Source organism: Endobacterium panacihumi (assembly GCF_050847465.1).
In the GTDB taxonomy this organism is placed as follows: domain Bacteria; phylum Pseudomonadota; class Alphaproteobacteria; order Rhizobiales; family Rhizobiaceae; genus Neorhizobium; species Neorhizobium panacihumi.
Map to the genome: position 1 here is coordinate 1 of NZ_JBOZRA010000008.1, position 21,237 is coordinate 21,237.

Annotated in this window: 23 protein-coding genes; 15 read left to right on the forward strand and 8 right to left on the reverse strand. The window is 60.5% G+C overall.

The window, feature by feature from the left end; translation table 11 throughout:
* Positions 1-129 (forward strand): 4Fe-4S dicluster domain-containing protein (locus ACRQ1B_RS24810; protein WP_432295780.1); only part of this gene is annotated, 129 nt, incomplete at its 5' end.
* A 39-nt stretch (positions 130-168) separates the two neighbouring features.
* On the opposite strand, the gene ACRQ1B_RS24815 is transcribed toward ACRQ1B_RS24810, so the two are convergent.
* The gene (locus tag ACRQ1B_RS24815; protein WP_432296807.1) at positions 169-1,053 is read right to left on the reverse strand and encodes a LysR family transcriptional regulator; all 885 of its coding nucleotides are present in this window, start codon (positions 1,051-1,053) and stop codon (positions 169-171) included.
* Between the two features lie 113 nt (positions 1,054-1,166).
* Here ACRQ1B_RS24815 and ACRQ1B_RS24820 point away from each other — a divergent pair, with 113 nt between their 5' ends.
* From ACRQ1B_RS24820 to ACRQ1B_RS24860, 9 genes are all read left to right on the forward strand, one after another.
* Complete coding sequence (locus tag ACRQ1B_RS24820) at positions 1,167-1,997, forward strand: oxidoreductase (protein WP_432296808.1); 831 nt, start codon at positions 1,167-1,169, stop codon at positions 1,995-1,997.
* Positions 1,998-2,450: 453 nt separating this feature from the next.
* The gene (gene pqqA, locus ACRQ1B_RS24825) at positions 2,451-2,546 is read left to right on the forward strand and encodes a pyrroloquinoline quinone precursor peptide PqqA (RefSeq protein WP_132272978.1); all 96 of its coding nucleotides are present in this window, start codon (positions 2,451-2,453) and stop codon (positions 2,544-2,546) included.
* Positions 2,547-2,561: 15 nt separating this feature from the next.
* Positions 2,562-3,485, forward strand: a complete 924-nt coding sequence (gene pqqB / locus ACRQ1B_RS24830) for a pyrroloquinoline quinone biosynthesis protein PqqB (protein ID WP_432296809.1) — start codon at positions 2,562-2,564, stop codon at positions 3,483-3,485.
* The gene (gene pqqC / locus ACRQ1B_RS24835; protein WP_432296810.1) at positions 3,466-4,248 is read left to right on the forward strand and encodes a pyrroloquinoline-quinone synthase PqqC; all 783 of its coding nucleotides are present in this window, start codon (positions 3,466-3,468) and stop codon (positions 4,246-4,248) included. Before pqqB ends, pqqC begins: the two co-directional genes overlap by 20 nt.
* Positions 4,245-4,598, forward strand: coding sequence for a pyrroloquinoline quinone biosynthesis peptide chaperone PqqD (gene pqqD / locus ACRQ1B_RS24840; RefSeq protein WP_432296811.1), 354 nt, complete (start codon positions 4,245-4,247; stop codon positions 4,596-4,598). The genes pqqC and pqqD overlap by 4 nt, the downstream gene beginning before the upstream one ends.
* On the forward strand, positions 4,595-5,704 hold the full coding sequence (gene pqqE / locus ACRQ1B_RS24845; protein ID WP_432296812.1) for a pyrroloquinoline quinone biosynthesis protein PqqE: 1,110 nt from the start codon (positions 4,595-4,597) through the stop codon (positions 5,702-5,704). The genes pqqD and pqqE overlap by 4 nt, the downstream gene beginning before the upstream one ends.
* Before the next feature lie 176 nt (positions 5,705-5,880).
* Complete coding sequence (locus ACRQ1B_RS24850) at positions 5,881-6,909, forward strand: hypothetical protein (protein WP_432296813.1); 1,029 nt, start codon at positions 5,881-5,883, stop codon at positions 6,907-6,909.
* A gap of 39 nt (positions 6,910-6,948) precedes the next feature.
* Entirely contained in the window at positions 6,949-8,337 is a 1,389-nt protein-coding gene (locus ACRQ1B_RS24855; RefSeq protein WP_432296814.1) for a hypothetical protein, read from the forward strand.
* An 81-nt stretch (positions 8,338-8,418) separates the two neighbouring features.
* Positions 8,419-9,039, forward strand: a complete 621-nt coding sequence (locus tag ACRQ1B_RS24860) for a L,D-transpeptidase (RefSeq protein WP_432296815.1) — start codon at positions 8,419-8,421, stop codon at positions 9,037-9,039.
* A gap of 58 nt (positions 9,040-9,097) precedes the next feature.
* Here ACRQ1B_RS24860 and ACRQ1B_RS24865 read toward each other — a convergent pair whose 3' ends face one another.
* From ACRQ1B_RS24865 to ACRQ1B_RS24875, 3 genes are all read right to left on the reverse strand, one after another.
* On the reverse strand, positions 9,098-9,514 hold the full coding sequence (locus ACRQ1B_RS24865) for a DoxX family protein (RefSeq protein ID WP_432296816.1): 417 nt from the start codon (positions 9,512-9,514) through the stop codon (positions 9,098-9,100).
* A gap of 96 nt (positions 9,515-9,610) precedes the next feature.
* The gene (locus ACRQ1B_RS24870; RefSeq protein ID WP_432296817.1) at positions 9,611-10,627 is read right to left on the reverse strand and encodes a zinc-binding alcohol dehydrogenase family protein; all 1,017 of its coding nucleotides are present in this window, start codon (positions 10,625-10,627) and stop codon (positions 9,611-9,613) included.
* Positions 10,628-10,728: 101 nt separating this feature from the next.
* Complete coding sequence (locus tag ACRQ1B_RS24875; protein WP_432296818.1) at positions 10,729-11,937, reverse strand: MFS transporter; 1,209 nt, start codon at positions 11,935-11,937, stop codon at positions 10,729-10,731.
* Positions 11,938-12,246: 309 nt separating this feature from the next.
* Between ACRQ1B_RS24875 and ACRQ1B_RS24880 the strand changes: the two genes are divergently transcribed.
* From ACRQ1B_RS24880 to ACRQ1B_RS24895, 4 genes are all read left to right on the forward strand, one after another.
* Positions 12,247-13,152, forward strand: coding sequence for a diacylglycerol/lipid kinase family protein (locus tag ACRQ1B_RS24880; protein ID WP_432296819.1), 906 nt, complete (start codon positions 12,247-12,249; stop codon positions 13,150-13,152).
* 155 nt (positions 13,153-13,307) lie between these two features.
* A complete protein-coding gene (locus ACRQ1B_RS24885; protein WP_432296820.1) occupies positions 13,308-13,793 on the forward strand; it encodes a hypothetical protein in 486 nt (161 codons plus the stop codon).
* A 177-nt stretch (positions 13,794-13,970) separates the two neighbouring features.
* Entirely contained in the window at positions 13,971-14,675 is a 705-nt protein-coding gene (locus ACRQ1B_RS24890) for a DUF3592 domain-containing protein (RefSeq protein ID WP_432296821.1), read from the forward strand.
* A 74-nt stretch (positions 14,676-14,749) separates the two neighbouring features.
* Positions 14,750-15,187 carry a hypothetical protein gene (locus ACRQ1B_RS24895; protein ID WP_432296822.1) on the forward strand — a complete coding sequence of 146 codons (438 nt, stop codon included), beginning with the start codon at positions 14,750-14,752 and terminating at the stop codon, positions 15,185-15,187.
* A gap of 7 nt (positions 15,188-15,194) precedes the next feature.
* Here ACRQ1B_RS24895 and ACRQ1B_RS24900 read toward each other — a convergent pair whose 3' ends face one another.
* Positions 15,195-15,770, reverse strand: coding sequence for a YdcF family protein (locus ACRQ1B_RS24900; RefSeq protein ID WP_432296823.1), 576 nt, complete (start codon positions 15,768-15,770; stop codon positions 15,195-15,197).
* 17 nt (positions 15,771-15,787) lie between these two features.
* Positions 15,788-17,122, reverse strand: coding sequence for a glutamine synthetase family protein (locus ACRQ1B_RS24905; protein WP_432296824.1), 1,335 nt, complete (start codon positions 17,120-17,122; stop codon positions 15,788-15,790).
* 82 nt (positions 17,123-17,204) lie between these two features.
* On the opposite strand from ACRQ1B_RS24905, the gene ACRQ1B_RS24910 reads away from it, so the two are divergent.
* Positions 17,205-18,560 carry an aspartate aminotransferase family protein gene (locus ACRQ1B_RS24910; RefSeq protein WP_432296825.1) on the forward strand — a complete coding sequence of 452 codons (1,356 nt, stop codon included), beginning with the start codon at positions 17,205-17,207 and terminating at the stop codon, positions 18,558-18,560.
* Positions 18,561-18,633: 73 nt separating this feature from the next.
* Here ACRQ1B_RS24910 and ACRQ1B_RS24915 read toward each other — a convergent pair whose 3' ends face one another.
* Both ACRQ1B_RS24915 and ACRQ1B_RS24920 read right to left on the reverse strand, forming a co-directional pair.
* On the reverse strand, positions 18,634-20,166 hold the full coding sequence (locus tag ACRQ1B_RS24915) for an ArnT family glycosyltransferase (protein WP_432296826.1): 1,533 nt from the start codon (positions 20,164-20,166) through the stop codon (positions 18,634-18,636).
* Complete coding sequence (locus tag ACRQ1B_RS24920) at positions 20,141-21,160, reverse strand: glycosyltransferase family 2 protein (protein ID WP_432296827.1); 1,020 nt, start codon at positions 21,158-21,160, stop codon at positions 20,141-20,143. The genes ACRQ1B_RS24915 and ACRQ1B_RS24920 overlap by 26 nt, the downstream gene beginning before the upstream one ends.
* Positions 21,161-21,237: the final 77 nt, after the last annotated feature.

A 21,237-nucleotide genomic window follows, 5' to 3' on the forward strand; every position in this document is an offset into this window, starting at 1 on the left:
AGCCCGGTCTACGTCATCAACGCGCAGAACTGTGTTCATTGCAAGACCTGCGACATCAAGGACCCCAACCAGAACATCAACTGGGTGCCGCCGCAGGGTGCGGAAGGCCCGGTGTATCAGAACATGTAATGCGGGTGAGGCGGTCCGGCATCCGGGCCGCCTTCTTCATCACACGCGCATGGCGTCGATCACGGCGCGTAAGCCCGCCGACATGTATTTGCGGGTCGGATAATAGAGATAGAGCCAGTCTTCCGGCGGACACCATGGTTCAAGGCAGCGAACCAGTCTGCCATCACGCAAAAATGGTTCGGCGCGGTTTTCCCAGACATAGGCGAGCGCGATACCGGCCAAAGCGGCCTCGATCATCAGCTCATGGTCATGCAGGGTTAGCGGCCCGGTTGGCTCGAAATCGACGGTTTCCGTATCGCGGCCGAACGACCACGCATAAGGCGTGCCGCTCGGATAGACATTGCGGATGCAGATATGGTCCTTCAAGCCTGAGGGCGTTTGCGGCAGTGAGTGCCTTTCGAAATAGTCCGGCGAACCGACCACCGCAAAACGCAGGCGCGGATTGATCCTGACCGCTGTCATGCCGTCGCGCAGGCTTTCCCCCAGCCGGATGCCGGCATCAAAACCGCCCTCGACGATATCCTCCAGCCGGTCGGTGGCGACGATTTCCAGCTGCAGGTTGGGGTTTTCGCGAATCAGCCTTGCCATGACCGGCCCGAGCACGAAGGGCGCGATGGAACTGGGGGCGTTGATGCGCACCTTGCCGAACGGCGTGTCGCGATACTGGTTCAGCGCATCGAGCGCGGAGCCGATTTCGCCGAAGGCCGGCGAAAGCTGGGCAAGCAGCATGGCGCCGGCATCGGTGAGCGAGACGCTGCGGGTGGTGCGGTTGAGAAGCCGGATACCAACCCGCGCCTCCAGATTGCTGACCGCATGGCTGATGGCCGAGGCGGTTACTCCGCGCTCCTCGCTTGCCTTGCGAAAGCTGCGGTGACGGGCAACGGCTTCGAAGGCCGCCAGTTCGGAAAGATCGGTTGCGCGCATTGCTGAGCCAAGTTCATGATTATCACGAAAACTATGCCGCTAATCGCCCTAATAGAAAAGGCCTAATTCTGTCCCTGCAAACGCAACAACCATCCTTCGAAAGGGACATCGTCATGAAAACCTGGTTCATCACCGGCGCCTCGCGCGGCTTTGGCGCTCTCATCACCGAACGGGCTCTTGCCAAGGGCGACAATGTCGTCGCAACGGCCCGCAATCCGCAAACGGTTATCGACCGTTTCGGCGATCATGCCAACCTGCTGGCGGTGGCGCTGGATGTCACCGACGAGGCGCAGGCGATCACCGCCGCCAAGGTAGCGGTCGAACGTTTTGGTCGCATCGACGTGCTTCTCAACAATGCCGGTTTCGGACTTCTTGGCGCTGTCGAGGAAGCCACGGCATCGGAAGTGGAGGCGATCTACCGCACCAACGTGTTTGGCCTTCTCTCCGTCACCCGCGCCGTGCTGCCTTACATGCGTCGCCAGCGCTCGGGCCGCATCCTCAACCTGTCCTCGATCGGTGGGTATCGCGCCGGTCCCGGTTTCGGTGTCTATTCCTCGGCAAAATTCGCCGTCGAAGGCCTGACGGAATCGCTGAGCGCCGAACTCGCGCCGCTCGGCATCCATGTCACCGCTGTCGAGCCCGGTTATTTCCGCACCGATTTCCTCGATGCGGCATCGCTTTCGGTCAGCGACGGCATCATTGCCGATTACGACGAGACCGCAGGTGCCATGCGCCGGCTGGCGGCCAAGGTCAGCCATAACCAGCCGGGTGACCCGCAAAAGCTTGCCGACGTGCTGATCGACTTCGCCGATGCGCAAAACCCGCCGGTGCGCCTGCCGCTTGGCAGCGATACGGTGCGGGCGATCGAGGAAAAGCATGTCTCCGATGCCGCCATTCTGGCTGCGTGGCGGAAGGTTTCCGTTTCGACAGATTTTCGCGACTGAAACGGCACACAGTTCTCGCGCCACGGGCATCGGTAATCGCCGCGGTCCGTGGCGCAGGCATGTCCGTGCCACCCTTGCGAATGTGAGTGGGAGACGTCTTTACTCTTGCTGTGTTCGGGTGCAATCTGTGGTCGTCGCGTGTTGAACGGACGGAGACACTGGGAGGATGTCTTTGGTCCCTGTTAACATCCCGTCCCGCAGCGTCTTGGGCTGCGTCCCTGGGTTGTTGCCCTGCCGTTCCGGCCGGTGAAGCGGAGAAGCTTCACTTTAATTTCATCACCCGCGCGCTTCATTTTCAAACTTCCAGCCTTAACTATCGATGATACTGCACGACGAAATCAGCGTTCCGGAAGCGGCGTTTTCGAGCGTTGTTTCCAACACCGGCAACACTCAGGTGTATCAAAAACCGTCCGATGGCGTTGCCCTTTCGGATCATCAGAAGAGGTAGACATCATGAAGTGGCATGCTCCTAAATTTAAGGAAGTCACCTGCGGCATGGAAATCAACCGCTATGCGCAGCCGGATGGCGAAGAACCGGTCCTGTTCTAATTGCAGGACGCAGGTTTGAGCGGGGAAAAGGCATCTCTGCGATTCCTCGTTCTCGGTGCTGCCGCGGGAGGAGGGTTGCCGCAGTGGAACTGTGGGTGTCCCAACTGCGCGGCGGCACGTCAGGGCAAACTGACACCGCAGACACAGTCGTCGCTTGCCGTCAGCGTCGATGGCCAGTCCTGGCTGGTTCTGAACGCTTCGCCGGATATCCGCGCGCAACTGGAGCGGAACCCGGCGCTTTGGCCGGCCGGTCTGCGCGGCAGTCCGATCGCCGCCGTGCTGCCGACCAATGGTGATATCGATCACGTTGCCGGCCTGCTGACATTGCGGGAAAAGCAGGAATTTTCGCTCTACGCCACCTCGGCGCTGTTGCAGACGCTGTCGGACAACCCGATTTTCAACGTGCTCGATCCGGCCTGCGTAACCCAGCGGAAGATCGCGCTCGATGCGCCGTTTTTCCCGTTGCCGCAGTTGGAAACCAGATTGTTCGCCGTGCCCGGAAAAGTGCCGCTCTATCTGGAAAAGGGCGAGCCGCAACTGGGCACCGAAGGCGAGCAGACAATCGGCGTGGAATTTCGCGTCGGCGCGTTGCGCGCCTATTACATTCCCGGTTGCGGGGACGTGACGGCGGCGCTGGCTCAACGCATCGACGGCGCCGACCTGCTGCTGTTCGACGGCACGGTCTGGCATGACGACGAGATGATCCGGCTGGGCGTCGGCATCAAGACCGGCCGGCGCATGGGTCATGTGCCGATCAGCGGCGAGGGCGGCAGCCTGGAGGCGTTGTCGGCGCTGTCGATCCGGCGACGAGTTTTTGTGCATATCAACAACACCAATCCGATCTGGCGCGCCGGACCGGAACGGGCCGCACTGGAAGCGAAAGGCTTTGAAGTGGGCCATGACGAGATGGAGATCAGCCTTGCAGAACGCCGCCGATAGAACCAGTTTCGAGGCCCGCCTGCGCGCCATCGGCGAGGCCCGTTACCATGACAAGCACCCGTTCCATCACCTGCTGCATGGCGGCGGTGCGAGCATGGTTCAGGTGCGCGCCTGGGTGATCAACCGCTATTATTACCAGAGCCGCATCCCATTGAAGGATGCCGCCTTCATGTCGCGCTGCGAAAGCCCGGACCTGCGCCGCGCCTGGCGCAGCCGTATCGAGGATCACGATGGCGGTGTGGACGACGGTGGTGGCATTCGCCGCTGGCTGAAGCTTGCCGAGGCCGTCGGCCTCGATCCCGATTATGTCGCTTCCACGCGTGGCGTGCTGGCGGGCACGCGCTTTGCTGTCGATGCCTATGTGCGTTTCGTACGGGACATGCCGATGCTGGATGCGGTGGCCTCGTCGCTGACCGAACTGTTCGCACCGGCCATTCATGCCAACCGCATTGCCGGGCTTCTGGAACATTACACCTTTGCCGATGACCGGGCGCTGGCCTATTTCCGCCAGCGTCTCAACGAAGCGCCAAAAGATGTCGAGTTCGGGCTGAAATATGTGCTCGACCATGCCGACACGCTGGAAAAGCAGGATGCGGCGGCGGCGGCGCTGACCTTCAAGACCGATGTCCTGTGGTCGCAGCTGGATGCGCTTTCACACGCCTATGTCAGCCCGGCACTGCTTCCGCCCGGCGGCTGGAACGGACGCGAGGGCGTGACCGGCGATCTCGATGCCGAACCGCAAAGATTGAGGGCAGGCGAATGAGCGAAGACAGCGCAATCGATTCTGGCCGGAATGCCAACGGGGCGGATGAGCCGGGTTCGGCAAACGCGATCGTCATCGACGGCGGCACGATCGCAAAACTCGCCCGTGGCGTCAAACTGCGTGAAGATCCGGTGCGGGGCCAGACCGTGTTGCTCGCACCTGAACGGGCGCTGGCGCTGGACGAGATTGCCGTCGCCATCGTCAAGGCACTGGATGGCGTCAAGACGCTCGACATCATCGCCGCCGAGTTTTCCGACCTTTTTGGCGCGCCGAAGGACGAGATTCTGGTCGATATGATCGCCTTCATCCGCGAGTTCTCCAATCGCCGCATGCTGGAGATTTCGCGATGAACATAGCTGTGAAAGCACCGGAGACGCGCGTGCGCCCATCGCCGCCCATCGCCATGCTGGCGGAGCTGACGCATCGCTGTCCACTCGGTTGTCCTTACTGTTCCAACCCGCTGGAACTGACGAAGGGCGCAGACGAACTGTCGACGCAGGAATGGATCGAGACGTTCCGGCAGGCGGCCGAACTCGGTATTCTGCACCTGCATCTTTCCGGCGGCGAACCGGCGGCGCGGCGCGACCTCACCGAACTGACGAAGGCTGCGGCAGACCTCGGGCTTTACACCAATCTCATTACATCGGGCATCGGGCTCACCGAAAAGCGCATGAACGAACTGGCCGAAGCCGGGCTCGATCATGTACAATTGTCGATCCAGGGCTCGACCGAGGTCATGGCCGATCGTGTCGGCAATTATCGCGGCGGTTATGCCCGCAAGATGGCGGTGGCGGGCTGGGTGGCGGCCACCGGCATTCCGCTCACCGTCAACGCCGTCTGCCATAAGCAGAACATGGATGAGATCGGCGACATGCTCGATCTGGCGGTCCAGCTCGGCGCGCGCCGCATCGAGGTGGCGACCGTGCAGTTTCATGGCTGGGCGGAGAAAAACCGCGCGGCGCTGATGCCGACCCGCGAGCAGGTGGAGCGGACAACGGCGCTGGTGGAGGAGGCGCGCAAACGGCTGGAAGGCGTGCTCGTCATCGATTATGTCGCCGCCGACCACCATGCGCGTTATCCGAAGGCCTGCATGGGCGGGTGGGGTTCGAGTGGCCTCAACGTGACGCCCTCCGGCCGGGTTTTGCCTTGCCATGCGGCGGAAAGCATTCCTTCGCTAAAATTCCAGACGGTGCGCGACGCGTCGCTGTCGCAGATCTGGTACGACAGTTCGGCCTTCAACGCCTATCGCGGCGATGACTGGATGCAGGAACCCTGCCGCAGCTGTGCGCGCAAACATATCGACCATGGCGGCTGTCGCTGTCAGGCGATGGCGCTGGCAGGTGATGCGGCCGCGACCGATCCGGTCTGCGTGTTCTCGCCGCATCATGCGGCACTGGCGGAGCAGGCCGGACGGGATGCCGCAAGCGACGAGACCGAATTCGTCTATCGCGGCTGAGGTTGTCGGTATTTTTCCCTTCATTGAATTTGGCGGATGCCGGCAGAGATAAGTCCGACGGACGGGACGGTCTTGTCGATGAAGGATGCGAAATGGACAGATGGCGGGTGATAACGGCGGCCCTTGTGGGATTGGTGCTGACCCTTGCCTCGAATATTCCGTTGCCGGGTCTCGATATGGCGGCTGTCGCCGATCAGACAACCAGCGGCGGTATGGGACGTTTTTCGATTTTCGCAATCTGGGTGATGCCGCTGCTCACGGCTCTGGTGCTGGTCGAGATCTTTCGTCTGGTGACGGGGAGGCCGCGGCCGGGACAGCCGGTCGGAGCAGTGGAGACGATTGCGGTCGGGCTGATCGCCATCGTCATGACCGTTCTGGATGCCCAGAATATCGCCGATGGCTTGAGGAACGGGCGTCTGGTTGCGGCTGATGGCGACCGTTTCCTGTGGCTGACGACAATCACCTTTGTCGGCATGATGGCGCTGACGGTGATCCTGTGTTTCCAGATCCGTATGCCCGGGTTTCGCAATGCGTTCTGGCTGTTGTGGTCGGTGCCGCTGCTTGCAGGCATTCCGGAGCAGATCGGCTGGCAGTTTGATTTGTTCCGGACGGGAGCGGCGGCTGCGAACCACTGGCTGATCTTTTGCGGAGCCCATGTGGTTTTTATTGTTGCTGTGATCGTCATCGCGGCGCTCTGGCGGTCCGCCTGCATCCCGAGCGTTGAAACCAGGAATGCCTCTATTGGCGTGCCGCTCGAAATTCTGATTTGGCCCGTGTTTCTGGCGACGCTGCTGGCGCCGTTGGCGAAAAGTGTGCTTGTGTTTGCCATGTTCAACATTTTGCCCGCGCTGAGCGACCCGATCGGCTGGGAGTTGACCGGTCTCTGGATCTTCATCGCCGAGTTGAACCTTGGTTACTCTAACGCAATTCAAATAGTCCTGTCGGCGCTCTTCATCCCGTTCCTGGTCTGCGCCTATATCCGACACAACAGAAGCGTGATCCGCCCTGATGCCCCCGTCGCATTGATCGGCATCGCCATCGCGCTGGTGCAGATCGCAGTGTTGACCCTGCCGGAGCTCATGGCCTGGAACTGGGGTTTCATGTCCGTCGGCGGAACGGGCATCCTCGCGATCACGCTGACCATTTTGGGCCTCGCCAAGACCTTCCCCCTATTTGCCCGGAACCGCGAACCGGCCGAAGCCTGAGGGCTGTCCGCACCAACCCGACGATCAGAAAGGCCACGCATGTCCGACCATCGTATCGAGGATCTCGTCGAGGAAAGTGTCAGACTGGTTCTGCAGGGGCCTATGCCGGACGGGGACAAGCGCGCATTGATTGCCGATCTGTTCGCGTTCCAGGCGATGTTCGATACGTCCGATACGCTGGGCAGGGTCGAAGCCGAACTGGCGACAATCGATTATCGGGGGGAGGGCAATGAAACCGGACGCCCGCTCCTCGTCATCGTTGCAGCGATTATGGGATTGGCCGACGCGGCCGGGAACCGGCAGATGGTGCACCACTGGCTGGCCGTGCTGGTGCGCACCCTTCGCGAACTGGAATTGGACGAAGGCATGGTGCCGCGAAGTTTTATCGCATTCCGGCAGACGCCGGAAGCGATCGCCATTCGTGAGGCGGCCATCCGTCAGAGGGCGTCCGGTTTCTGGGATGGATATATCGAGCTGCCGCGATGGAGCGAGATGAACCGCAGCTACAACAAGGTCGATCCGAAAGTCGGCGATCGGCGCAGCATTCTGCGTTTTCTGCTGGATCACAAGGCCAGTGTCGAGGCGATTGTCACGGGCTTCGAGAAGGAGCACGAGAAGGCAAAAAAGCGCGCCGCCGTTCTGGCGCAGATTCCCGAAATGGTCTCGGCGAGAGGCGATTTCCGCTATCTCGGCCAGCAGAGCCATTGGGGCGACGAAATCTTCATCTTCGAAATCGGCGATCCGCCCGCCGATCCCGACGGCCTGCGTTTTTATCTGCTGATGGAACATCACGAGGTGGCGCGGATCCTCTATCCGCGCATCGGTGTGCGTTCAGGCATGATCCAGCGCTGGCAGGGCCGCAGCTTTGCCGCCGACGACCGCACCATGCATTTCCGTGAAAGCCTTGGCACATTTATCCCGCCGGCCAAGCTGAAGGCCGATGACGGCTTTACCGGCCTCGGCTGGAACTGGGGTCTCGGGCAGCCGGCCAAGCTGTTGGCCGAGCGGCTAGATACGATCATGGGCCATTGGGCAAGCACCAGAAAATTTGTCGACTTTTACAGCAAACCGTCGCTGGCGGCCCGTCTCGATGAGGAGGGCTTTGCCGTGATGGCCAAAAAGCGCAAGCAACGCCGCAATGCGCTGGGTTATTTCGCCAACGAGGTGGACATGTTGTTTGCTCTCGCCTGCCGTCGCTGGGATCGCGGCGAGCGTCCGGAGGAGGAGATTGCCGCCATCCACGACTGGTTGCTGCATATCTACCCCGATGTCCGTGCCGATCGCGTCGCCTGCCTGGAGAAGCTGAAAGACGGTCCGGCTTTCCCTGTCGAGATCGAGAAGCTGCCCTTCAAGCGTTTCAATGAGCCTTTCGAACCGCTGCAGCGCCCAACAGGCTTTTGTTCGCCCCACACCTTAACAAACCACTGACAGGGTAGTTTTCCTTATCGGTTCATTAACCATGAATTCCTAATCCTTGGCCATCTTCTCGACTCACCAAGGACACAATTCATGTCGATTTCCCGCCGCGGCCTGATGTTCGGCCTGCCGTTGTTCCTCGCCGGATGCAGTGCCACGACAGTCAATCACCAGACCAACTATGCCGCGCTGCCCAACGAGCAGTTCCCGATGAAGCAGGTGCCGATTGACAAGATCGATCCGGATCTGCGCCGTCAGGAAGTCGCCTATGCAACGACCTATGCGCCCGGCACGATCGTTGTCGATACGCCGGCCCGCCGCGCCTATTTCATTCTCGGTGGTGGTCGCGCCATGCGCTACGGCGTGGGTGTCGGCAAAGCCGGTCTGGCTTTGGCCGGCAGCGCCTATGTGGGCCGCAAGGCCGAATGGCCGTCCTGGACGCCGACCGCCAACATGCAGCGCCGCGAGGAGCGTTATCGCAAGCTCGCCGGCGGCATGCCGGGTGGCCCCAACAACCCGCTCGGTGCGCGCGCCATCTATCTCTACCGCGGCGGCAACGACACACATTTCCGCATCCACGGCACCAACCAGCCGTCGTCGATCGGCCATGCCATGTCGAGCGGCTGTATCCGCATGATGAACCACGACGTCATCGACCTCTACAACCGCGTCCAGACCGGCGCGCGCGTCGTCGTCATTCAGGCCGTGGCCTGATTTTCCCCGATCTGATTTTCCCAAGAGCCCGCCGGTCATCCGGCGGGCTTTTTTTGCGTCAGCGCGATTTCCAGGCGACCACCATCAACCCGCCGATGACGGTGATGTGCTCTGCCACGAAATGGAATTCGATGGTGCGCATCGGCTCCTGCATCGTCCAGAAATGGTGGACGAGCGGGATGGTCAGTGCCGTGAACACGCCGAGCGCGCCGGCACCCAGCCATGTCCAGCGGTTGAGGATGACCAGAGCAGAGCCGCCGAGCTGGACGATGATGGTGGCGATGTTGAAGGCGACTGCCGGTTCCAGCCCGAAATGCGCCATCTCCGCCACGCCGGCGGGAAAATCGATCAGCTTGGCAAGCCCGCTGCCCCAGAAGGCAAAGGTGAGCAGCGTGCGTGCCAGATAACCGAACCACGTCGCGCCGGTCAGCGCATCGATCGGATTGCCGAAATTGTTGGTTTGTGTCGTTGCCATGATATTCCCCCTCAGACAGTGACGGGGAATATTACCTTTTGCGCGCATTCTGATAAAGTGCAATTTTGAACGATGCACCTATATCGCGTGCTTCGGTCAGAAGCCCGACAAAACCAGTTTCCCGCGCGTGCCACCGCTTTCGATCAGCGCGTGCGCCTTTTTCAGGTTCGTCGCATTGATCGGCCCGAGCACATCCGACAGCGTCGTGCGGATTTTTCCGGCATCCACCAGTTCGGAAACCTGGGTGAGCAGCTTGTGCTGTTCGATCATGTCGGCGGTCTGGAAAACCGGGCGGGCGAACATCATTTCCCAATGCACCGACAGGCATTTGCGCTTGAACGGGCGCAGGTCGATCACCTCGGCGGAATCGTCGATCAGCGTGACATGGCCCTGCGGGGCGATCAGCTCCAGAATGTCGGGCAGATGTTTGTCTGTCTGGGTGATCGAAAACACGAAACCCGGCTGGCCGATCGCCATTTCGGCAATCTGGGGGGCGAGCGGTTTCGAATGGTCGATGACGTGATGCGCACCGAGCTCGCGCACCCAGGCCTGCGTTTCCGGCCGTGAGGCGGTGGCGATGACGGTGACATCCGACAGTTCGCGCAGAAGCTGGATGGCGATCGAGCCGACCCCACCGGCGCCGCCGGTCAGAAGCACGGCATTCCAGGCGCCGGCCACCTTGTCCTGCACCTTCATGCGGTGGAACAGCGCCTCGTAGGCGGTGATGGCCGTCAGCGGCAGAGCGGCGGCTTCCTCGAAACTCAGCGTTTTCGGCTTTGCGCCGACGATGCGTTCATCGACCAGATGATATTCGGCATTGGTGCCCTGCCGGTTGATCGCACCGGCATAATAGACCTCGTCGCCGGGCTGGAACAGTTTGACCCCCGGACCGACCGCCTTCACCACACCGGCTGCATCATAACCCAGAACCTTGTACTGGCCGGGCTCGACCACGGCATTCTTGCGCGTCTTGGTGTCGACCGGATTGACGGAAATCGCCCTGATCTCGACCAGCAGGTCGCGACCTGTGGCTTCCGGCATCGGCAGGTCGATGTCGAGAAGGGCGGTGTCCGATGTGATGGGCTGATTCTGGTTGAAGCCGACGGCGCGCATATGTTTCTCCACGATCTGTTTGCAGAGAAGATGGCGCGTGGGTGGCAGGCAAGCAAGGCATCCGGCAGACCTATCGGTTCCGCCGGACGCGGCTTTTCATCTCAGGCTGTAGCTGCCGTTTTCTTTTCCAGCGCCATGGAGGCGAGGAAAACCAGAAAACCGCAGACCGACAGGAAAGCACCGACATAACCGGTGGCGGCAAAACCCCAGCCCATGGCGATCACCAGACCACCGAGCCATGCGCCGAGCGCGTTGGCGATGTTGAAGGCGGAGTGGTTGGAGGCGGCAGCCAGCGTCTGCGCATCGGCGGCGACATCCATCAGCCGTGTCTGCAGGGCAGGGCCTGCGGCAAAACCGCAGCCGATCAGGAAAACGCAGAGGCACAGCACGGCCGGATATTGCGCGGCGAACCCGAACACCGTCATGACGACGACGTTGAAAATCATCGTGCCGCCGATCGTGCCGGTGAGCGAGACATCCGCCAGCCGCGAGCCGACGATATTGCCGACATTCATGCCGATGCCGAACAGAGCGAGCACGACCGAGACCATGGCGACCGGCATGCCGGCGGTTTGCGTGGTCGTGTGGGCAATGTAGCTGAACACCGAAAACATGCCTCCGAAGCCGACGGCGGCGATGCCGAGCGTCAGCCATACTTGGCCACGGGCAAAGGCCGAAAGTTCGCGCTTGATGCTGGCGCCTTCCGCCACCTGATCGCGTGGCTGGAAATACCAGAGGAGCGCAACGGTCAAGGCGCCGATGCCGCCGACCAGATAAAAGGCGGCGCGCCAGTTCAGCCACTGGCCAAGCAGGTTGGCGATCGGTGTGCCGACCAGCGTCGCGATGGTGAGGCCCAGCATGACGCGGCCGACGGCACGCGCGCGTTTGTTCGGCGGTACCATGGAGGCGGCCACCAGTGCGGCCACGCCGAAATAGGCGCCATGCGGCAGGCCGGTGATGAAACGCAGGACAGTAAATGTATAGAAATCCGGTGCCATGGCGCTCAAAATGTTGCCGATGGCAAAAACGCTCATCAACGACAGAAGCAAGACACGCCGTGTCATCTTCGCCGCGAGCACGGCGATAATAGGTGCGCCGACGACGACGCCGAGCGCATAGGCGCTGATGACATGGCCGGACATCGGAATGCTGACGCCGTAGGTTTCCGCCACGTCGGGCAGCAGACCCATGATGACAAACTCACCGGTACCGATGCCGAACCCTCCCACGGCAAGGGCAATTTCGATGAGAATGATGGCAAGCGGAGACAAGGCCAAAGCCTCGCCGCGAACAGATGCGGTTTTATGCATGGAAATATCGGTCATAATTTTGATGGTTGCGAAGCGCAAAAAGAACGGGCGAAGCCGTGAGGCCTGCCCGCGCTGGAGGTGTAGATCAATAAATGATCTTGACGCAAAGCTAACATAGGATTTCGCGTCGCGGTAGTGCAGAACGAATCGAGTTTTTGCGATCACGCAAAAGTGTGGCGCTTTTGCAAGTCAGCGAATTGTCAGTATGGATCTTGCTAAGTGCATGCCTTGCAACCAATTTCCTGTTTCCGCGTTGATGCGGCGGCCCGCCACCGGTGAAAAGTTCCGCCAGCCACCTGAAAGAGACCGATGAATCTCGTAGCAATCTTCAACCGCGATGGCGGCACATTTCGCACCACCGACATGGTGGCCTATGCCGAGCGTGCGGAAAAGATTTTTCGCGATGCCGGTCATCAGATCGATTGCCGTGTCGTGGCCGGCAAGCAGGTGGTGGAGGCGATGGAGAAGGCGGCCGATGAACACGGCGTCGAAGGGCTGATCGCCGGTGGCGGCGACGGCACGATTTCCGCAGCCGCCGCGATTGCCTGGCGTCATGGATTGGTGCTCGGTGTGGTGCCTGCCGGTACGATGAACCTGTTTGCCCGTTCGCTGAAGCTGCCGCTCGACATTTTTCAGGTTCTCGACGTGCTGGCAAATGGCGAGGTGCTCGATATCGACATCGCCAGCGCCAACGAGCATACGTTCGTCCACCAGTTTTCCGCCGGCATGCATTCCCGCATGGTGCGCTATCGCGACAGCATGAATTTCGCCTCGCGGCTCGGCAAGATAAGGGCAAGCACCCGGGCTGCCCTGGGTGTCGTTTTTAACCCGCCCGTCTTCGAGGTGGAGTTCCGCACCGGCGATGACGAGGGGAGACACAAGGTCTCCGCCATTTCCGTCTCCAACAATGAATTCGGCCGCGATGCGCTGATGTATGCCGACGACCTGACCGGCGGGAAGCTTGGCTTCTACATTGCCGAACCACTGACGCCGCCGACCGCGATGAAACTGTTGCTCGACATCTTGCGCGGACGCCTGAAGGAAAACCCGGCCGTGACGGCGATGACCGCGACCTCGATCGAACTGCATTTTCCCAAAAGCCGGCATGACGTGCGCTGTGTGATCGATGGCGAACTTCTGCCGATGCCGCGCGACGTGCATCTGAAAATCCATGCCGGTGAACTGAAGGTTCTGGTGGCGCCGCAGGTGGCGTGATCACCCTGCCGCCTGTCGCCAGATGAAAAATAGTTGTCGGCTTTAAGATCGCTTTAAGCCGACAGGCCTAGCGTTCGGATATCCCTTCGGGGCTTTTTATCAGGCAGGGGGCATGAGCGCCTCTTTTTCCTGTCCGAATGTAACGGGCCAGATTTATGGGTATCGCGTATAATCCGATGTTTTCGACGGGTGCGGTGGCAGCCGAGCCCGATTTCGTCTTCGAGCTTGCCGATTTTGCGGCCAGTTGCGAGGAGGCCAAGGCGGGCATTGCCGCGGTTTTTGCATCGCGCCCGGATTATTGTCGTCGCCTGGATTCTAAAATCCGCGATCTCAAACGCCGTAATCCGCGCATGCCGAAAGGCCAGGCGGCGCATATCGCGCTGATCGATTTTATCACCGAATGCCGCGAGGATTTTCCGCCGCAGGAATTTGTTCTGCAGACCGATCTCGGTGACGGAGCGATCGCCATCGACACGATGGCATCCGCCGAAAAGCTGCGCGCCAAGCGCATGCTGGCCGAGCTTCTGGAAACGCCTGCGGAAACGGCCGAACGGCTGGCGGTGCGCGAGGCACGGACGGATGCATGCCACACGCGGGCGCATGGGCAGATCGTCTCGGCGCTGTTGTTCGGGTTGAAATAGGGCAGGACGCTTCGGCGTCCGGGTAAGAATACCCTGATAATTGAACCTGTTGCCCACCGCGCTATGTCGGTGGCGGCCGGGGAGCTTTTTCCGCATTTCGGCTGTCGATAACCTGGTCTGGCTGCAATGCCGGCCGGGATTGCTGTGTGAATTGCCTGTTTTGAAAGATGCTCATCCATGTCGCCAGGATTCGTTTTGAAATTCATCAAGATCAGTTTCACGGTGGTTGGCGCCGTCGCGCTTGTCACCGCACTCTGGTTCTATCTGACGACCAGCAGTTTCGTGTCGTCGGCGGCGCGTGGTGAGGGTGTGGTGATCGATCTGGAGCGGTCGCGCTCTTCCGATTCCACGACCTACAAACCGGTCGTACGCTTTACGGCCGCCGATGGGGTGGAGCGGACCTTTGTCACGGGCTGGAGCAGCAACCCGCCGGCTTATTCGCGCGGTGATACCGTGCAGGTTCTTTACCCGGCCGACAGGCCGGAAGAGGCCCGGATCGAAGGCTTTTTCAGCCTCTGGGGCGGCGCCGTGATTGCCGGCGGCCTCGGTTCGGTCTTCTTCCTGATCGGCGGCGGGATCATCGCTTACGGTCTGTTGTCGAGCCGCCGCAAACGCAATCTGCAGATGACCGGCCAGCTGATCCTGGCGGATTTCAAGGGCGTCGAGCGCAACGGCTCGGTCGAAATCAATGGCAGCCATCCCTGGCGCATCATGTGCCAGTGGCAGGACCCGGCAACCCGCAAGGTGCATGTCTTCGCCAGCGATAATGTCTGGTTCGACCCGACGGAGTACGTCACCCAGAAACAGATCAACGTGCGCATCGACCCGAAAAACCCGAAACGGCATTGGGTGGATACGGGTTTTTTGCCTGAGATGGCGTGAGTGGCGATCGCTTGGGTGCGATGAAGCCCCACCCTTCCGACCTGTAAGTTAATCGGGCCGAGTGGACATTGCTGATGACGGAAGAACAAGATCAGTTCGAATTCTGGCTGATGGATATGGATGATGCGATCGAGAATTTTCGGCGCTCGATTCCCGCGGAACTGGCATCCCGGCTGGATTTTTCGGACGAGTCTCTCAAGATACTCGAGAGCTTTGTTTTGGAAATCTATCCCGACGTCGAAACAATCAAGCAATCCGGTGAAGCCAAAATGATCGATGGAATGTCGAGATATGTCGGTGAGGTTTTCCGCAAACACCTAGGCGGCCGCTGGTTCATCGATTATTCGGACAAAAAGAACGCCTTTTACGGCCTGCCGCAATTAAAGAACCTCAAGGGTCAAATTGTGCAGATTTGCCCGATGACTTTGGTCTCCGCCTCAACCGACAGACGACGCGGGGATTTCATTTTCTCCGTGTTCAGCAACATGCGAAATCGCGTAAATCCGACGTGAACGGGTTCTAACGACTGCCTAGCCAATATGTAATGATGCCAGGAATTTCGCGGGCGATCGAATAAAGGTCGCGCAGTTCGTAAATCCGTGCATGCGCCGATCCTGTCGGTCTTATGCCGGCATCGCTCAGAGCCATGCGTGTGCGGGTGATGTGAAAATATTGCGAGACAGCGATGGCTGATGTCAGGCCGCGCGCCTGCATCATCCGGGCGGCGTTTTCCGCCGTGGCGCGCGTGGTATTGCCGAACTCGTCCATGATGACGCGATCCTGCGGCACACCTTGAGCCACCGCGTAATCGCGCATCACAAGGCCTTCGCTAAACCCTTCCTTGCCGGTGCCGCCGCTGACCAGCACGAAGACCACGTGTTTATGCCGGTAAAGTTCGATGCTGCGATCAAGCCGGGCTTTGAGGCGGGGAGAGGGCGTGCCGTCGGGCATGACCTTGGAGCCGAGCACGATCGCGACATCGGCGGGTTCGGTGCGGTCGTTCAGTCCGTCGACGCTGATGACTGTCGCGGCCGCGATCACGGCTACCACCATGATCACGGCGGCGATGGCCATGCGTTTCATCAATACATTCATGCGTATGTCTAAAATTCTCAAATCCGCGGCAGATATGTCCGGTAATCGAAATCGCTGACGGTGCGGAGATAGGCGATCGCCTCCTTGCGCTTGGTATCGCCGTAAAGTTTTTGATACCGCTCCCCAAACACATCGCGGATGAACGGCGAGGCAGAAAAATCCTCGACGGCCGTGAGAAAATCATGGGTCAGTTTTTTCGTGCCCGGCGGCACATTCTTGCCCGGTTCGGTCATCAGGCCGGGATCGAGCGTGTTGTCGAGGCCCAGCAGCATGCCGCCCAGAATGGCTGCGAGAAGAAGATACGGATTGGCATCGGCACCGGCGACGCGATGTTCGATGCGCGCACCCGGTCCGTCGGTTTCGGGCAGGCGGATCGCCGTGCCGCGATGGCCTATGCCCCAATCGATATCGACCGGCGCGAACGAACCGGGCTGAAAACGGCGGTATGAATTGGCAAAGGGCGCAAAGATCAGCTGGGCATCACGCATCGTGGAAAGCATGCCGGCGGTGATGGATTTCAGCAATGTCGGGTCGCCGCCCTTGGCATCCAGAATGTTTTGGCCATGCGCGTCCAAAATGCTGGCATGCACGTGCAGGCCGGAACCGGCGTGGTCGCTGTACGGTTTTGCCATGCAGGTCGATTTCAGGCCGTGCCTATTCGCGGCCTGTTCGGCCACGCGCTTCAGGTAGAGGCAGTCATCGGCGGCAGCCAGCGCATCGGCGCGATGTTTCAGGTTGATCTCGAACTGGCCGGGGCCAAATTCGGCGGTCGTCGCATCACCCGGCAGGTTCATGGCGTCGAGCCACGAACGCACGGTTTGCAGGTAATCGTCGAGCGCGTCGGTGGCACGCATATCGTACAACTGGTAGCCGTTCGGCTCATCGCGATATTGCAGGCTCTTTGGTGGCTGCGGTCTGCCGGTCTCGCGCCAATTGTCCTCGACGATGTAAAATTCCAGCTCGGTGGCAACGACCGGTTTCAGGCCACGCGCTTCGTATTTGGCAACGACCGAGGCAAGGATGGCGCGGGGGTCCATGAAACTCGGCTCGCCCGAAAGTTCGTGCATGGTCGCGAGCACCTGGCTCGATCCTTCCGGCGCCCATGGCATGGCGACATGGCTGCGTTGATCGGGAATGCAGGTGCCGTCTGGATCGCCCAGCGCCAGCGACAGCTGCGTGATGTCGTCATTGTCGTCGCCCCAGATGTCCAGCGATTGCGTCGAGGTCGGCAACCGGATGGCGCCTGCCCAGACTTTTTCGGCTGCATCACTTGGAATGCGTTTTCCGCGCAGATCGCCGTTCATGCCGACGATGAGAATCTCGATGCGGGAATTTTGGGTGTCGGAAGCCATGCGAAAGCCGTCAGTCAACTGTTGCGAAGACCCGTTGGTAGCAATTAAGACTCTTGCGCACAATCAGAAGCCGGAGCCCGCCGTGACCGCCAAACTGTCCAATCTCGCCGCCATCGACGCCGCCCATCACATGCATCCGTTCAACAGGATGACGGAGCTGAACGAAAAGGGCGCAAGACTGATCGCGCGCGGTGAAGGCGTCTACATTTTTGACGGGGCGGGCAAAAAATATCTCGATGCGTTTGCGGGCCTGTGGTGCGTCAATGTCGGGTATGGCCGTACCGAAATCACCGAGGCTGTTTCCCGGCAGATGCAGGAACTGCCCTATTACAACACGTTTTTCGGCACCACGACCGAACCGGCGACGCTGCTCGCCCAGAAGGTGACCGAACATGCGGGCGAAAAGATCAATCGGGTGTTCTTCACCAATTCCGGCTCCGAGGCGACCGATACATGGTTCCGGTTGGCGCGCGTTTATTGGAAGGCGCAGGGCAAAACCGAAAAGACGCAGGTGATTGCGCGCCGCAACGGTTATCACGGCTCGACCGTCGCCGGTGCCTCGCTCGGCGGCATGAAGCTGATGCACGAACAGGGCAACCTGCCAATCGAGGGCATCCACCATATCGGTCAGCCCTACTGGTTTGCCGAGGGCGGTGATCTTTCCCCGGACGCGTTCGGGCTGAAGATGGCGCGTGAGCTGGAGGCCAAGATCGACGAGCTTGGCGAGGACAAGGTGGCGGCCTTCGTCGCCGAGCCGGTGCAGGGCGCCGGCGGCGTCATCGTGCCGCCTTCCACCTACTGGCCGGAAATCGCCCGCATCTGCAAGGCGCGCAACATTTTGCTGATCGTCGACGAGGTGATCTGCGGTTTCGGGCGACTGGGAGAATGGTTCGGGCACCAGTATTTTGGCGTGGAGCCGGACATGGCGCCGATCGCCAAGGGGCTGTCATCCGGTTATCTGCCGATTGGCGGCGTGCTGATCAGCGACCGTGTGGCCGATGTTCTGGCGCAGGAGGAAATCCATCACGGTTACACCTATTCCGGCCATCCGGTGGCGGCGTCTGCCGCGCTCGCCAATCTTGCCATTCTCGAAAACGAGGGTTTGGTCGACAGGGTGCGCGACGATATCGGCCCGTATTTCGCAAAGGCCTGGAAAAGTCTCGAGGATCACGAGGTGGTGGGCGAGGCGCAGGTGGTGGGCCTGATGGGCGGGCTGCAGCTTTCGCCCGACAAGACCGTTCGTGCCCGTTACGCCAAGCCGGATGATGCCGGTGTTCTGGTGCGAAACCATTGCCTCGAAAACGGGCTTGTGATGCGCGCCACATCCGACCGCATGCTGGCCTCGCCACCGCTGGTCATCAGCCATGCCGAAGTGGACGAGATGATCGGAAAGCTGCGCGGTGGCCTCGACCATCTGCGCGAAGCACGGATGGTGTGAGGGCGGCGAGGGCGGCAGAGCATCGGTATCGCACCGATTATCCGATATCGATGCATCCCCGTCTGGTCCGGTCTCATGGCCGCGCCGGCAGCCACATATAGCCGAAATTCATGGTCTGTGCGCCGCCGGAAAACTGGTAGGGCACGGAAATCGTCTTCGGGGCTGCGCCGTCCGTGCGCATGCCGCTTTCGTGAAGCATGTCCAGCACGCTCAAGGGTGGCGAGTATGCGGCCGCATCGGGATCTTGTTCTGTCCAGATCACCAATGTGCTGCCCGCTGCCGGGACGGGCGCATTTTTCCTGAACGGTTCGTCCTCGGTGACGCGCAGCAGCGCCTGTGGTGCGAGGATACGGGCGGCGCCGCCGAGAGCCGTATTTTCGGTGAAGATCGCTGTCGGGGCATCGCTGCCGTTTTCCGCCATGATGCGCTCGACAAAGGCGTAATAGGGCACAGTCTCCTTGCCTTGCTTGCCAAAGCGTGGTCCGAGCGCATTGGCGCCGAACAGGTAGAGAATGAACAGCACGGCGACGCTCAGTACCGCGATCGTCAGACGCTTAAGACCTGATTGTGCCTTGATGCCGGCAGCATCGAGTTTCAGACAGAGATAAAGCGGGAACAGTATCAGGAACGGGGCAAGCCATTTCTGGCGGATGCTGCTGGCGCCGAAGCCGAGCGCGATGACCGCAACGATGGCGAGACACACCAGAAGGGTGATGCCGCTCAGCCGGGTCCAGCGGTTTTCCGCCTGCCATGCGCGGCTGATCTGGCCTGGAAAGGCGATGGCGAAAAAGATCAGCGTCGGCACCGTGCCCTGCAGCGCAGAAGTGATGATCGACAGCAGGCCCTCGACGCGGTCGAACAGGGCATTGCCGTTGCCGTCTTCACGCATGGCGGCGATCGTGCCGGATGTGGCCGTTTCGAAATTGTGGAGTACCCAGATCATGTGCGGAAGACAGATCAGTCCGGCAAGCGCCAAAGCCGGAACGAGACGCCAGTCGAGCACGCGTTTGCGCAGGTCCGGATCGGCCAGCGCCGCGATGACGGCGGCCGCCGGCAAAATGACGAAATTGTATTTGGTGATGATACCGAGGCCAACGACCACGCCGGTCGCCAGATAGGCAAACAGGCTCGGCCGCGTCAGCGTGCGGAAAAAGGTCAGCAGGAACAGTGCGACGAAGCAGAAAAGCGCGACGGCATGGGTCAGGTCACGCTGCACCATCACGATGATCGCGGGCATGGTGAGGACGCCGAGCATGGCAACCGTTGCCATGTCGCGATCCTTCACCACCACGCGGGCGGCAAGGCCGAAAATGATGCAAGTGAGGGCGAGCAGCAGGTTTTTAAGCAGCGACAGGCCGAGAATGGACGGGCCGAGAAGTTCAAAAACGCCGATCTGAATCCAGTTGTAGAAAGGCGGCTGGCGGCCATATCCCATCAGCAGATATTGCGACTGAAAGATCTGTTCGGCTTCATCCGGCTGCAGGGCATCCGAGCGCATGAGGCGCAGGATCACGCAGAGCGCGAAATAACAGAGGATCAGCCACAGGATGGTCTGTGGTCTTTCGAGGAAGGACGCGGTTTTATGCGTTGCGCTGGTCGCTGCCATAAACTTCCCTGACGATATAGCTGAGCGTGCTGTCGTCGCGATAATAAACGCGCGCCATCATCTCGGCGAGGATGCCGGTGGTGATCATCTGCACGGATGACAGGAACAGCATGACGCCGATGAGAAACAGCGGGCGCGTGCCGATATCGTTTCCGAGGATGAACTTGTCGAAGCCGAGATAGACGAGGATGAGTGCGGAGATTGCGCCGAGTCCAAGCCCGAGCGAACCGAAAAAGTGCCCCGGCCGCGCCTTGAAGCGCATGAAGAACATCACTGACAGCAGGTCGAGGATGACCCGGAAAGTGCGCGAAATTCCGTATTTCGAAGCGCCGTGTTCGCGCGCGTGATGCGTGACCGGCATTTCGCCGATTCGCGAGCTGGGCACCACGCCGGCGACCCAGGCCGGAATGAAGCGGTGCATTTCGCCCATCAGCTGGACCTGCTTGATGATCGAGCCCCGATAGATTTTCAACGAACAGCCGTAGTCGTGCAGGCGCACACCGGTGATGCGGCCGATCAGCCGGTTGGCGATCCATGACGGGATCTTGCGAAGAACGAGGCCATCCTGGCGGTTCTTGCGCCAGCCGACCAGCAGGTCGAGTTCGCGACGCTCCAGTTCCGCCACCATCTGCGGAATGTCTTTCGGGTCGTTCTGCAGGTCGCCGTCGAGCGTGGCGATCAGCCGGCCCTCGGCCTGATGGATGCCGGCCTGCATGGCGGCGGTCTGGCCGAAATTGCGCTGCAGGGCGACGATCTTCAGGTCGAGGCCGGGTTCGCCGACGGAGAGTCGCGCGTTCGCAAGCGTCGCATCCGTGGAGCCGTCATCGACGAGGATGAGTTCCCATGTCGCCGGATAGTGCACCATCGCCTCTCGCACGCGGGCAATCAGCGGACCGACGCTTTCCTCTTCATTGAAGATCGGTACCACCAGCGACAGTTCGATCGGTTCAACCGAGGTCAACCGGCTCTGGATCGATTCTACTGTTGTCGCCACGATGTCTTTCTCCTAAAGCTCGGCCTTCGGGCAGGCGTGCAAAAGACGTCGTAATAGCCGAAAGATGAGGCATCCTC